The organism is Gammaproteobacteria bacterium (assembly GCA_022340215.1).
In the GTDB taxonomy this organism is placed as follows: Bacteria; Pseudomonadota; Gammaproteobacteria; order JAJDOJ01; family JAJDOJ01; genus JAJDOJ01.
The window spans coordinates 1-14,139 of sequence record JAJDOJ010000035.1; the positions used below are offsets into that span (position 1 = coordinate 1).

A 14,139-nucleotide genomic window follows, 5' to 3' on the forward strand; every position below is an offset into this window, starting at 1 on the left:
GGCTTCATGGGTCTGTTCGCACTATATTTCCTCACCTTGATGCGGGCCTGGCGGGTGGCGAAGGTGATTCGGAGGAAGGGTCGGCGCGTGCGGATGGAGAGGGCATTTTCGGAGTAATCGGGTTACGCTGCGCTCACTCGAGTTGCGGCGCTTCCTTCACCACTACCGTCTCCCGGTGAGAGGGTGTCAACACGCCTCAATCCATAAATGGATTACGGATGTTTGCGTCTGCCGGCGGGGGTGTGGCCGGGGACTCTTGCGGGGTGGGACTTTGGGCGTGGTGTGTGTGGTGATGGTGGTGCTTCTTTTGTTTGATCCGGCCCTTGTCCTTCTCGGGGCTGAGGAATAGCGCCGAGAGGAAGGCGAGATAGATCATGTTGGCGGGGATGCGCTGGTTGAAGTCGGTGAGGCCGTGCAGGAGCATCAGCAGGATACCGATGCCTGCGCCGACCTGGATGAACCGGAATGTGCCCCACGCGCCTCGCGTCCAGACCTGTGACCACTGGCGCAGGTAGATCACGATGAAAACGGCGATAATGGCCCCGGCCAGCAATCCGCCCTCGAACAGCCATTCCAGGTAGTCGTTGTGGGCGTGGTTGACGAGTTTGCCACCAGCCAGTGCGGGGGGCTCGAAGCGCGGGTAGGTCTCGGGGTAGTTGCCCGGGCCGCTGCCGACGGGGAAGAACTCGCCGATTCCGTCGATGCTGCTCGCGAAGATCCGGATGCGGGCATTCTCGACCGTGTCGATCGCGGAGAAGCGGTCGAGGACCGGTGCCAGACCGATAATCGCCGCGAGCCCGATGCTGGCGGCGACGACCGTCCCCGCCGTCCCGTAAATATTGTCTCCACCCAGTCGGCGTGAAAACGCAAAGATGGAGATGAAGATCCCCAGCATCGACAGCACGATGCCGCTGCGTGAGCGCGTAAAGACGATCGTCAGCAGAAAAAGCAGGGTCAGCGCGCCGTAGGCGAATGCCCGGTGTCCCCGGCCGGTCGAAAAGAAATCCAGGCGCTGACGCCAGCGGCCGCGACGCGCGTTTCGCGAGCCGCCCAGACCCACGCTTGCCACGGTGAGTGCCAGACTGATCGGGAAAACCATTTCCAGCAAACCCGCGAGATGGTTGCGGTTCGGGTAGGTGCCGGTCGCGTTGCCCCCCATGGGGTTGCCGAGGTAGAACACACTGTCCGGTCCGGCGCCGAACTGAATGAGCCCCAGGGCTGCCTGAAACGCGGCAACGGCGAACAGCAGATGTACCAGGGACTTGAGCGCCGTGGTGTCGAACCGCATCGTCGCGAGGAACACGGCGATTGGGGGCAGCAGTGCGAGCCACGCGGTTTCCGTATTCATGGGGACCAGACTTGCCGGGCGCCAGCCCGCGCCGTCGCCGCCACCGGCGCCGGCTAGAAGGTCCGTATAGATGCCTCTTCCGGGCAGCGCCTGCCACAGGAATTCGGGTAGCGGGATCAGGTAAAGCAGGGGAAACAGAAACAGCACCAGCAGGGACCAGCGGATGCCGGGCGATAACCTGCGTTCGTGCGTCGGACTCCAGAAGGCGAGAAGGATGACGGCCAGCGCAAAGAACTCCAGCAGCATCAACGGGAGTGGGCGGTTGCCGGCGCGAAAAAGCGGTGCCACGATGAGCAGCAGCGCGGTCAGCCTGAACAGGGTGTCTTGTCGCGGTGAGGCTTCCGCCGAGGGTTCCATCCGAGGGGGTTTTTCCGTTCGGGCTTGTTGGATTTGCGGGTGGCTTGACGTTTCCGGGAGACAGGTGGTTCTAGCGATGTCAGATGAGGAATTCCAGTGTTTTACCCCTCACCCTGATCAGGTCCTCGCTTCGCTCTCCCCGCCGGGGCGAGGGGACTTGCTTTTTTCGACACCCTCCACTGAGGCCAGGCGGTTTTCTATTCGGCGCTCATGGGGACGGTGTCGTCTCCGCCGGATTGCGATACCGCGTAGGCGATTCCGCCAACGGCTGCTGCGGCGCCGAGTGAGCCGAGGACGATCAAACCCGTGTTGCCCGCCAGCACGCTGGCGCCGGCCGCGCCTGGAGCCAGCAGAGCGGCTGCAAGGACCTCACAGGGTTGGTCGCCCGAGCCGATCGGCAGTTGTGATTCAGCGGGCATCTCTACGGTGCAGCCATTGTTGTAGACGACAGTCGCGCTTCCGCCTTCGGTGCAGGTCACCAGGTCACCCTGCGCAAGCGGCGTCCCCAGCGTCAGGGTCTCGACCGTCTCACCCAGGTTGTATGTGCAGACACCCGAGAGGGACTGTATATATGCCGAACTCTCTTGTGCTGCGGAACCTGCACCGGGCAGCGTCATGGCCAGCAGGATCAGAACCTGAAGCGGGAACTTGCCCGCAGTGCGCCTGTTCATGATTCTCCCCCGGTGGTTTCCGCGAAGATTTCCGATTCGGAAATCGTATCGACATTGTTGACTATCATTCTATAGCGGCGAGGGGGAGAAATACAAGTGCGATCAATGGGGTCAGACTCGATTGATAGATGCTGTGCTTTTCAGGCTTGGTGGGATAGGCATGTAGGACAATGTTCGACCTGTTCAATCGAGTCTGACCCCATTGATCCGGGCCACCACGGGGTTTCGATGCCGTCACCGAGGTCCGCGGCGACCAGCCTTTCCCTGACCTCCAGGAGTTGCTCGACCAGCCTGGGTTCCGCGCGTTCGTAGCCATCCCGATCGGGTACGCGCCGGACCACGACGCCGAGCAGTTCGGTAATGGCGTTGCCGATGGAGTTCTGGCTAATGGTAACCACCAGGCTGCCGGCTTCGTTGCGGTAGATCAGTTGCTTGAACGCCGGTTTCCAGCGAATGGAGTTGGCGTATCTCGCGTCGCCGATGCAGCGGTCGCGTACCTTTTTCGCCGTCATCAGGAAGCCGTTGTCGAACAGCAGGACGTTTTCCACGTCTTCCGGGAAGTAGATGCCGTCCGGCATCGGTGCGTTGCGGCTCGAGACCTGGGCGAAGAAGGTGCGGTAGAAGTCGATGAATCCCTGGAGGATCGCGTCGTACTCCTTCCAGAAGCGGATGTCGCGCAGTGTCTCGATACCCCCCTGGATCTCCCAGCTCGGCAGGCCCTGGGGATAGCCGGTCAGATCGAGCCGGGAAGCGGTCGAGACGGCGGGAGCCAGGATCTTTAGGTCCAGTGCCCGGTCGAAGAATTCCCGGTAGACCTCGTGCATGTAGGCCTGGAACAGGCTGTGTTGACCACCGTCGGTGAGGTTGGGGTTTACCGGATCGGCGGGTGCGGCGGCACGGAGGTCCGCCATCGGGAACACCATGAAGTGATTGTGCAGCATGCGAATGCTCGGCACGCCCGGTGAGGTAAGCGGCCAGGTCGCGTCCAGGCTGGCCTCGCCGGCCAGCACCAGCGCGGTTTCCGGGTCCGGATACCGCTCGATCATGTACTCGATCAGGATCTGGTTCATCCGGTTCCATACATGTTTGACTCCGTCCGGGACCTGGGTACGGCGCACCGGCCTGCCCAGCGGATCCAGGATGGTCTTCGACGTGTTGTAGATGATCGAGGCGTCGAAGGTGTTGCTGTGACCCAGGGCCTTTCGATAAAGGAGCAGGTTTTCGGGATTGACCAGCAGGCCGTTGTTGTGGACCAGGTCGTTGAGGTTCTCCGTGCTGTTGAAAAACTCGTTGGGCGCCATGCCTTCGGGCACGTCCAGGGGGATGGGGCGAAAGGGCGTGACGATCTCGCGGGGTCCGATTTCCATGGCATGGCCTCGGCTGAAACAAACCCTGAATTTTAACGTAATTCGAGATCCAGGCAGGTACGGGATTACGCGGCGTAACCCGGCAGCGCTGCCACCGGGGAGGGGGGGCGGACTACGGCGCGGCTGGGTTCCGACAGAACAACGACGTTCGGTGGCGCTCGTAATCCGGTCTACGGGAAAATTTCACAGGTTTTTTCCGCGCTTTCCTGATCTGGATCAATATGTGCCGGCAACCTGCGCGGCTACCATGAAACTGGGATGTAGAAATTTTTCGCGTGCCGTAGTAGCGGTACCGGCACGGATTTCCGGTCGTTTGAATACGGAGGTCTTACATGAATATCAAACTGGTAGACGTCACCCTGCACATCGATGAGGATCTCAACGCCGAGCAACGCGAGACCATCAAGGAGAGCCTGAGGGCGCTTGACGGTGTGGTCAGTGTCCACAATCCCGAGAAGACACCGCATCTGACGATCGTCGAGTATGACCCCGATGAAAATTCGTCGAAAAAGATTCTGCAACGCGTCAGGGATCAGGGTGCCCACGCGGAGATCGTGGGGCTGTAGCCACATTTCCGAAGGCCACCTCATTCTTTGTAGGTCGGGTTAGCGCAGCGTAACCCGACGCGGACGGTTGCCATTGTCGGTGGCCGGAACCCATTCCCCGGAGAGTCCCCGAGGCGGCGGCCATCCGGTCAGTTCTCTCCGGTTCCCGCGCCGGATTCACTCGCCGAGGGGCGGGCGCTGAGCGCGTTGAACCCCGGGGATATTCTTCCCCTTGCGCGCTCCGAAACAGCCAGCAGCGCGGGCACCACCAGCAGGACCAGAAAGGTCGATCCGGCCAGACCGAAGGCGATGGAGGTCGCCATCGGGATGAGGAACTGTGCCTGCAGCGATGTCTCGAAGAGCAGGGGCGAGAGGCCGGCGATGGTCGTCAGCGAGGTCAGCAGGACGGCGCGCAGACGCTGGCAGGCGGCCTCGGCCAGCGCGGCGTCGATCTCCATCCCCTGTTCGCGGAGCCCGTTGTAGAATGTGACCAGGATGATCGAGTCGTTGACGACGATCCCCGAAAGGCCGAACAGGCCGAACAGCGACAGGATCGTCAGGTCCAGCCCCAATATCCAGTGGCCGAACAGGGCACCGACCAGACCGAAGGGGATTGCACTCATCACCACCAGCGGGCGGCTGTATGAGGCGAAGACCGCGGCAAGCACCAGGTAGATCAGCACCAGTCCCAGCATCATTCCTTTCTTCATGTCGGCGAGCGTTTCACGCTGGTCCGCGGAACGACCCTCGAAGGTCCAGGCGACGTGGAAACGCCCCGCCAGATCCGGCAGCACCGATTCCTCCAGTGTGGCGACCAGATTGTCGGCGTTGGTGACGTTGCGGTCGACATCGGCCGTGACCTGAACGGCCAGTTGCCCGTCGGCGTGGCGCAGCGCCTCGAATCCGCGTTCCGCATGCCAGCGTGCCACCGTCGGCAGGGGGACGAAATCCCCGTCCGGGGTGCGGATGTTGATCTGCTGCAGGCTGCTCAGGTGCTCGCGTTCGGTTCGTGGCAGCTTTACGCGCACCTCGATCTCGTCCGGTCCGTCCTGGAAGATCTGCACCAGCCGGCCGTCGAAGGCGGTGCGCAACTGCCGGCCGAGTTCGGTGACGGTGAGTCCCAGTGCCTCACCCTGCGGGCTGAGCGAATAGATGAGTTGCTCGCGGCCGAAGGGCATGTCCTCCTCGATCTCGCTGACCCCGTTGGTGCCTTCCAGCGCGACCCCCAGTTCGAGCGCCGCCGCTTTGAGGTCCGCCGCGTCTTCACCGGTCAGGCGCACGGTGAGGTCGCGCCCCGGCGGACCGGCGCGCCGTGAGGTGACGACGAAGCTCTCCATTCCGGGCGGCATCGTGATCCGTTCGCGCCACGCCTTGATGAACGCCTCGTTACGTACCGTACGCTCGTCGGGTGCGATCAATTCGATCTCCATGGCGCCGAGCTGGTCAGCGGTTGAGCCCTGCCCGGTGCGCACCAGCGTCTCGCCGAGGTGCGCGATGGCGACGTTGATCAGGCGGCCTTCGCCGAGGTCGGACTCGGTTTCCCGCAGGGTCGATTCGAGGTGGGTGAGAAACGCGCTCACCGTTGCCCGCGAAGTGCCGGCCACGAAGGTGGCGTTGGCGTGGATGATCTGTGCCTCGGGGGTCGGGAAGAAGGTGAAGTTCAGCCTCCCGCCGGCGAGCAGCCCCACCCCGACGACCAGCAGGGCCAGGGCCGCGCTGATCGTTGTTGCGCGGTATCGTACCGCTCGGGTGACCAGCGGACGGAACACCCGTTCGCGGAAGTTTTCGAAGCGCGCGTCCAGTCGTGCGCGGACCGAACGCGGCGAGGCCACGTGCATGTGCACGAAGGCGCCTCGCAGATGCCCCGGCAGGACCAGAAAGCTCTCGATCAGGGAGGCGATGATGACGCTGACGATCACCAGGGGGATCGTGAAGAGCAGTTTGCCGATGATGCCGCCGATGAGCATCAGCGGCAGGAAGGCCGCGATCGTGGTGAGCGACGAGGCGATGACCGGCGCGAGCATCCGCCGGGCGCCGCCCTCGGCGGCGAGCAGGGGGGGCTCGCCCATCTGGTAGTGGGCCAGGGCATCCTCGCCGACGACGATCGCGTCGTCGACGATGATGCCGAGCGCCATGATCAGCGCGAACAGGCTGATCATGTTGACACTCCCGCCGGCCAGGTAGAGGACGAACAACGTGGCCATGAAGGAGACCGGGATGCCCACTGCCACCCAGAAGGCGACGCGCCCGCTCAGGAACAGATACAGCGTGGCGATCACCAGGGCGAGGCCGCCGCCCCCGTTCTTGAGCAGGAGCATGATCCGGTCCCGGATCAGTTGCCAGGACTCGTCGTAGACCGTCAGTGAGATCGAGGGTGGCAGCTGCGGGCGGGTCTCCGCCAGCCACTCGTTCAGGATGCGCGCCGATTTGAGCGAGTCGCCGTTCTCCGCGCGCTGCAGCGACAGCACCACCGCCGGTTTGCCGGCCACACTCAGCGTCACCTGACCATCCCGGTCCTGGCGCTGGATCCGTGCCACGGCGCCGAGGTCGATACGGCTGAAGTCGTCGCTCAACACGCTCAGTGCGGCGTAACCGGGTGCGTCGCGCCGCTGATCGAGGCTGCGCAGCTCACGCGAGCCGTCCGCCTCGCCGAAGATACCGGCGGGCAGGTCCCGGCTGAGCGCGGCGACCCGCGTTCCGACCTCGTCCAGGCTGAGCCGCAGATCGTCCAGCGTCGCGCTGTCGATCTCGATTGCGATCTCCTGTTCGGCCAGGCCGCGAATGTCCACCTTGTCGATGCCCCGGGCGAGCAGCTCGGTCTCGAAACGCCGCACCTGCTCGCGGAGTTCTTCGGCCCCGGCCCCGGTCACCAGCAGGTGCGCAACCGGTTCGTACCGCACGATCTGGGTGACCACCGGCCGCTCGGCTTCCTGCGGCAGGTTACGGAATTCGTCGACCAGTCGGCGGACCTGTTCCACCGCCATCAGCGGGTCCGTCCCGTCCTTGAACTCCAGGGTGATGGCGGACACGCCAAGCGACGAGGTGGAGGTGAGGCGGTGGAGGTTGTCGACGTTCTTCAGGCGCTGTTCCAGCGGAACGGTGATCCCGTCCTCGATGTCCTCCGCGCTGGCGCCCGTCCACACCACGCGCACGGTCACGAAGTCCAGCTCGAAATTGGGAAAGAACTGGACGTTCATCTGCTCCAGCGCCCAGCCCCCGGTGAGCAGCATGACGAACATCAGGAGATTTGCCGCCACCCGGTGGTGGGCGAAACGGCCGAGCAGGTCGCGCCGGCCCTCGGTCACTCGATCACCTCGGTGCGCAGACCCGTGACGGCGTTCGGCAGATGGGTCACGACGATACGGTCGCCCTTGTTCAGGGCGTCCCCATAGACCAGCAGTTCCTCATCGCCCGCCTCATCGAAGAAACTGCCGAGCATCTCGACCTCGATGGCCTCCATGCGGTCGTCGGTATCGAGGCGGTAGATGCGGTTGCTACCGTAAAGGGCCTCCCAGGGCAGGGCGATGGCGTTCTCCCGCGGCGCGCGCGCCAGCCGGAACTGCGCCATCTCGCCGAGCCGAAGCCGTTCGGCGCCCTCTTCGATGCGGAACAGCGCGTCGACTCCGCGCGGGTCGGCCTTGCCGCTGATCCGGTCAAGCCGGAGGCGCACGGCAGCGCCGCCGCGCTCGACGGTCCCGGTCACCGGTTGCCCTTCATACAGAACTCGGCGCAGTTCCTCCCGGTAGGGTGTCGGGACGCGTGCCCTGACCTCGAGCGAGCGTGGATCGTACAGTTCCAGCATCACCTGGGCGGGCTGGACGCGGTCGCCCGGGGCGACGCCAACGCTCGACACCACACCCGCGAACGGAGCCTTGATACGGCTTCGCTCGTAATCGAGTTCGGCGTCGGACAATACGGCCTGCGCCTTGAACAGGCGGGCCTCCAGTTGCCGTACCATGGCTTCGTGGTTGCGGATGCGGTATTCCCGTTCCGATACCGCCAGGGCGTACCGCGCGGCTTCCTGGCGTGCGATGTCGACGTTCGATGCCGAGCCGAGCTTCTGGTCCTTGAGGCTGCGCGCGCGGTCCACGCTGGTGCGGCCCAGCGCCAGGATCTCCTTCTCGTGGGCAAGGGCGCGCTGGTCCGACTCGAACCGCTCGCGCTCGCTGGCGATCTCGGCCTCGAGCAGACTCACCTCGGCTTTCGCCTGATCCAGTCGCGGCAGGAAATCCCGCTCGTCGAGGACGATCAGGTCGTCGCCCTGCGCGACGCGGTCCCCCTCCCTGACCAGGACCTCGGCGACGATCGCCTCGGCCGGTGCGGCTGCCTTCAGCAACGACGGGGTCTCGACCCTGCCGTAGAGTGTGAGCGCTGGAGCCAGCGACGCAGGGCGCGCCTCGGTCACCTCTACCCGCCAGACACGCTCCCGCGCCTCGACCGGTGCCTGCACCGGACGCGTGACCCTCAGGGTCGTGAAAACAGCCAGGGCGATGAACAGGATGATGGCGGGCAGGAGGGTCCTGCGGGTGAGGGGAAGCTGGAAACTCATACTTGGACGACAATCAACGGAAAACCTCGAGTTTGACTCTATGTTACCGGGTTCGTTCAGGGTATGTTTCAAGGTCAATGGGGTCAGACTCGATTGATAGATGCCGTGCTTTTCAGGCTTGGCGAGTTAGGCATTGCAGGACAATGTTTGATCTGTTCAATCGAGTCTGACCCCATTGATCCCAAAACCGCGAGATGCCCAACTAGTAGTTTCATGATTTCCGAATAACCTACAATGTGCCGGTTGGCCTTGCGATCTGATATAGCGCTAATCGGTATCTGCAGGATAGCATCTCAAGTGGTACGTTATCCCGCGAGAACCCCAACGCTGCTTCTGTTTCTTTGGTGTCATAGGAGAACATGTCTCCCGCTTCGGGCATGGGTGAAAGGAGACGCAGCGTTTCTGAGCGGCTTCAGCGTGCTGCACATCGTTAGCGGGATCCTGCAACCGATAGGGAAGTTCGCATGCCGGCGTATCGGAGGTTGCTACATCGCTGTGAACCGGTCGGACGGAAAGGTGAAAAGTGGCGCTGTGCGCCGAAATAGCTCACTGACATGAATCCTTCTAATTTTCGACTCATTTCCATCGATCTCGACGAGACCGTCTGGCCGTGCAAGCCGGTCATCGAGGCCGCAGAGCAGGCCCTGCATGCGTGGCTGTCCAGGAACGCACCGAGAGTGATCGAGTCCCATGACGTCCTGACGATGCGGGCGCATCGCCGTGAGCTGATGCGGCGGCAACCGGAGATTGCGCACGATGTGTCGTCGGTCAGGCGTGCGTCCCTGGGGGAACTGCTGGCTGAATTCGGTTACGCCGAATCACTCGCCGACGAGGCCATGGCGGTATTCATGGCTCACCGCAACCGCATCGAACCGTTCGTCGACGCCGTTCCCGGCCTGAGGCCACTGCGACAATGGCACTGCCTGGTGTCCGTGACAAACGGCAATTCCGACCCGGAACAGACGCCGCTGAGGGGGATTTTCCACTACTCCCTCACCGCGGCAGACGTCGGAGCGGCTAAGCCGGAACCGGCCCTTTTCGAGATGGCGATGGCGCTGGCGGATGCGGCACCGGCAGCGACTCTACACGTCGGTGACGATCCCTGGACGGATGTCGAGGCCGCGAGGCGGATCGGACTGACCGCGATCTGGGTCAATCGGGCCGCAAGGCCGTGGCCAGTGGAACTGCAACCACCCGTGGTCGAGATCACCGACCTGATCCAGCTACGGACCTGGCTCACAGGAAAGCGCAGCGGCCTGTGAGCGGATGCTTCGATACCTGCTGCGCCGCTGATCGCGTTCAGCAATGCGCAAGGGCCGGTCAGCGATGGTGATGCCGATCCGGACCCTCAATTATCTCGAAAAGGGTGCGTGTCGAGGTAGACAGGAGTACCGTGCGCACACGACCCCATCAGCGGGTTCAATGTTACACACGGGATCAATGGGGTCAGACTCGATTGAACAGGTCGAACATTGTCCTGCAATGCCTATCCCACCAAGCCTGAAAAGCACTATCTATCAATCGAGTCTGACCCCATTGATCCCGCTGGTAAAACATCAACTTTGCATGCGATTCGCATAGGAGGAGACTGCCGTGCATTTTCACGAACAAATCAGGAGAGAGATTGTTCCGCTGCTCTTTTTCGGCACGGTAATTACGATAAAGATTTATTTTCTCGTGGACGCGCTCTTCATCGAGGCGAATTACAGGAAAATACTACAGGCGATTCATATATTGAATCAGTATTCTGACGAGGAAGTCCGGCATTGGTTGACAAAGATACTCAGCTATACCGTATACAACATAGTAGCGATTCTGTTCGACGCCCTGGTTTTCATGAGTTACCTGATACGCAAGCAGGCGAGGGAAAAAGCGAAGGGGTTCTGGGAGACCGCATTCCCACTAGCCACAATTCTGTTTCCTGTCGTAATGTTCACGCTTTGGTCAATACCATCCGTACGCGAATCTGCACCGCGTTTCGATCCGGCGTACGCAGAAACGTTGTTCATTTCCGGTGTGACATTGGGACTGATCGGTGCGACATTGAGCATTGTCGCACTTTGGTCTCTAAGACATTCCTTCAGCCTCATGGCAGAGGTGAGGGAATTGGTGACCTCGGGTCTGTATAGCAGAATCCGTCATCCACTCTACATGTCTGAGTTGATTCACATGACCGGAATTGCGCTGCTGGCAGGCACTCCGGTGGCACTTTGGCTGATGCTCTTGGGACTTGGTATTCAGGTTACGCGCGCAAAAATAGAGGAGGGTAAACTCCAGGGGGCGTTGCCGGAATATGCCGCGTACAAGAGGCAGACAGGGTTTTTGTGGCCGAAAATTCTGTAAATGCAAATCGGGTAAGCTTTATCCAGCAGGATATCGGGCCCAGACAACAGATCGTTCACTACGCAATTTCCATGTCGACAACAACCGGGAAATGATCCGATGCAATCCATGAGTTGAACGAATGATGTCGCGAGCAGGACAGAATCGCCGCTGGGGTACGAACGAAAATCCGGTCCAGCGGAAACATTGGAAAAAGCCAGGTTGGGAAAGTGCGTATCCTGGTGTGTATGAAACCAAGATTGCGAAGTTTCACAAAAGGACGCGAGCTCCACCAGACATTGAAATCGCCCAGCAATACCGTAGGATGCAGGTCATCGGCGAGCAGATCGGCGAGTCTCCGGAGTTGATCGTTCCGTTCTGGAGTGGTCAAACCCAAATGAGTGGCAAGCACCCTAAGGGGACAACTGTCGATCATAAGCATCGCATCGATCACCCCTCGCGGTTCACAACCAGTGAAAGACAGATCATGCAGTCTCTGCTCACGGATAGCGTATCGTGACAGCAGAACATTTCCATAACGGCCCAAACCACGACCGAAAATCGTGCCGTCTACAGTGAGCATCCCGGTCGTTTTTTTCAGACGATCGGCGAGATCACCCGCATGATCAAGGGTGATTTCCTGCAGCGCAACAACGTCAGCCCGCATCTCCATAATCACATCGGCTATGCGTTCTGGTGAGTACTTGCCATCTATTCCTATGCAGTCATGGGTGTTGTAGGTCGCTACTCTCGGCATCACACAGGCTCAACTCGTGCGCAGCCAGCGCTTTGCCAGCCAGGCGGCGCCGACAAGCACTGCCCCCACACCAATCGCAATGGCAATGCTCATCCACGATGGTTCCGTAAGCGCCTCCCAGAGTGAGCTGGAAAACAATGTGATCGTACCAAGGCCAGGCGTCAAACCCAGCAGGCTGCCTACGAGGAACTGTCGAGCACCGAGATGAGAACTCCCGGCGACCAGATTGAACACGGCAAAGGGCGCCACCGGGACCAAGCGCAGGACAGCAACTGCCACCGTGCCGCGCTTTGCAAGACGCTTGCTCAGCTTTTCAATCGGTGAACCGCTCAGGCGCTCGATCGCACCTTTGCCGAGAAACCGACCGACGAAGAAGCCAATAGCCGAAGCCGCCATGGCACCTGTCATGACATATAAAAAAGCTTGCCACCCGCCGAATACCAGGCCCCCGATAACTGCCAGCAGCGTAACCGGCACCATCAACAAGCTGGCGATAATGAAACCGCCGATGGCAACGACAGCACGGCCCTCAATCGAGGATATCGACGCAAGGTACTGCCCGATCCGCTCTGGAGACAAGTACTCATGCATAGGACTCCAGCGCCAGGCAGCAGCCAGCAACAATAAAATCCCAACGCCACCAACGAACAAAATCAGGCGTCGTCGCCCCTTCTGCCTGCGGGATTTTGGTACATATTCCTCGACGAAATAGTCCGGACTGAATGGTTCAGACGGATCAACAAGACTGGTATCCGGTACCAGCTCATCGACCTCCGCCGCCACCTCACAATTCAGAGGCCGCAAGCTGCGCTGATCGCTTTGCAGGCTTTCGACCGCCTGTATCAGTCCGGACTGCGCTTGCATGGCCTGAATGACATCCTGCGCATCACAACCCAGATGCTCGGCCAGCAGAGTCGCACGTATGTGCCCGATATACCGGGCAACCTCGTCATCCGGCTTGTTCGATTCAATTGCCAGGTCACACTCGGTATCCAGCCCCATGGAGCGATTACTGGTATTCGACGAACCGATGCGCAACAGACGGTCATCGATTACCAACAACTTTGCGTGCACGCTAATACAGTTGTCACCGAATCCAGGTTGGTAGGGGAAATAGATCCTCAGGCGATCATGCCGATCAGCTTCGTGTAGACGACTTACGATACGGCCTCGCACCACGTCCATCGTGACCTGCTCAAGCCAGCCTCCCGTTTTTTCCGGCAGTACCAGAATAACCTGCGGACCGTCTTCTTCGGCCAGACGCACGATGAGGGCGTCAGCCAGGGTCTGGGCAGTAAAGTATTGATTCTCGATGTAAATAGTCTTTCGCGCCGCCGCTATGGCATCGAGATAAAGCATGCTCACTTCCTCGACCGCTTTGCGTCCGCGGTATGCAGGTTCGGTTCTGGCAATGGCAACTCGAACAGCATCCAGACCGCTTGAGACGCTCTCCGGCCATGGTGAGCGCGCTACGTCGACCGGTGGCTTGATCTTCCAGCCGCGCGAACGCCGCCAGCGTTCTCGTGCCAGTTGCCCAAGGCGGGCAGCAGCGTCTCCTTCGACCACCATCATCATGTCGTGAAAGGGCGGATAAGGCTTGCCATCGGGATCGATGCGGCGTGGATCATCGGGCTTGTGCTCCGGTGTATCCCAGCGCCAACGGGACAGATCGATGCCGCCGGCAAACGCGACCCGATCATCGACGACAACTACCTTCTGATGATGTGATGCGCCCTTCGGGTGCAGACCATCGAGGCGGAAATGAAATCGAGGCGGCGCGTGTAAACGTAGCTTGAGCGCGGGCAGCAATTCGCGCTCCGCGGCATAGATCATGTTGAAGTCCCAGGACAGAAGGTAAACGTTCAGCTCCGGATTGCGCCTGACCAATGCGACGAGGAATGCGCCCAGCTCATCGGGAAACTCATCACTCGGCTCAACACGCTGTAACCGCTCGTGTCGATCGAAATCCCACCCAAGTATCAGAATCTGCCGCTCAGCGGCCCGGCAGGCCTCGGCGAATGCAGAAAAGTAATCCGCGGCATCCACCAGGATGGCGAGACGTGATGCGTGTTCGACTTTCCAGCAGTTTCTTCCTGTTTCAAGGATCGGCCTGTCAGCCAACGAATCGGTATTCATTGCAGGGTTTTTCCGCTCGGCTTCGGCATATTCTTGATCCATATATCGAAACCAGAAGCAGTCAACATAGGTAGGCTTTGTAGCAGC

General features: G+C 60.9%; 9 protein-coding genes and 1 pseudogene. 3 read left to right on the forward strand and 7 right to left on the reverse strand.

Annotation, left to right across the window (positions count from 1 at the left end; all coding sequences use genetic code 11):
* Positions 1–196: 196 nt before the first annotated feature.
* The 3 genes and pseudogenes from LJE91_02400 to LJE91_02410 form a co-directional block, all read right to left on the reverse strand.
* A complete protein-coding gene (locus LJE91_02400) occupies positions 197–1,705 on the reverse strand; it encodes an O-antigen ligase family protein (GenBank protein ID MCG6867602.1) in 1,509 nt (502 codons plus the stop codon).
* 197 nt (positions 1,706–1,902) lie between these two features.
* The gene (locus tag LJE91_02405) at positions 1,903–2,376 is read right to left on the reverse strand and encodes a hypothetical protein (protein ID MCG6867603.1); all 474 of its coding nucleotides are present in this window, start codon (positions 2,374–2,376) and stop codon (positions 1,903–1,905) included.
* A gap of 209 nt (positions 2,377–2,585) precedes the next feature.
* Positions 2,586–3,743, reverse strand: a pseudogene (locus LJE91_02410) (hypothetical protein).
* Between the two features lie 332 nt (positions 3,744–4,075).
* On the opposite strand from LJE91_02410, the gene LJE91_02415 reads away from it, so the two are divergent.
* Positions 4,076–4,309: an ATP-binding protein gene (locus LJE91_02415; GenBank protein ID MCG6867604.1), complete on the forward strand. Its 234-nt coding sequence runs from the start codon at positions 4,076–4,078 to the stop codon at positions 4,307–4,309.
* Positions 4,310–4,437: 128 nt separating this feature from the next.
* Here the strand turns inward: LJE91_02415 and LJE91_02420 are convergent, their stop codons facing one another.
* Positions 4,438–7,593 (reverse strand): efflux RND transporter permease subunit, encoded by a 3,156-nt coding sequence (locus LJE91_02420; protein MCG6867605.1) that lies wholly within the window; start codon positions 7,591–7,593, stop codon positions 4,438–4,440.
* Positions 7,590–8,837, reverse strand: coding sequence for an HlyD family efflux transporter periplasmic adaptor subunit (locus LJE91_02425; GenBank protein ID MCG6867606.1), 1,248 nt, complete (start codon positions 8,835–8,837; stop codon positions 7,590–7,592). The genes LJE91_02420 and LJE91_02425 overlap by 4 nt, the downstream gene beginning before the upstream one ends.
* 554 nt (positions 8,838–9,391) lie before the next feature.
* Here LJE91_02425 and LJE91_02430 point away from each other — a divergent pair.
* Both LJE91_02430 and LJE91_02435 read left to right on the forward strand, forming a co-directional pair.
* Positions 9,392–10,099: an HAD family hydrolase gene (locus LJE91_02430; protein MCG6867607.1), complete on the forward strand. Its 708-nt coding sequence runs from the start codon at positions 9,392–9,394 to the stop codon at positions 10,097–10,099.
* Between the two features lie 331 nt (positions 10,100–10,430).
* Complete coding sequence (locus LJE91_02435) at positions 10,431–11,180, forward strand: isoprenylcysteine carboxylmethyltransferase family protein (GenBank protein ID MCG6867608.1); 750 nt, start codon at positions 10,431–10,433, stop codon at positions 11,178–11,180.
* 58 nt (positions 11,181–11,238) lie between these two features.
* Here the strand turns inward: LJE91_02435 and LJE91_02440 are convergent, their stop codons facing one another.
* Positions 11,239–11,916: an endonuclease/exonuclease/phosphatase family protein gene (locus LJE91_02440; protein ID MCG6867609.1), complete on the reverse strand. Its 678-nt coding sequence runs from the start codon at positions 11,914–11,916 to the stop codon at positions 11,239–11,241.
* Positions 11,917–11,925: 9 nt separating this feature from the next.
* The gene (locus tag LJE91_02445) at positions 11,926–14,094 is read right to left on the reverse strand and encodes a VTT domain-containing protein (GenBank protein ID MCG6867610.1); all 2,169 of its coding nucleotides are present in this window, start codon (positions 14,092–14,094) and stop codon (positions 11,926–11,928) included.
* Positions 14,095–14,139 lie beyond the last annotated feature (45 nt).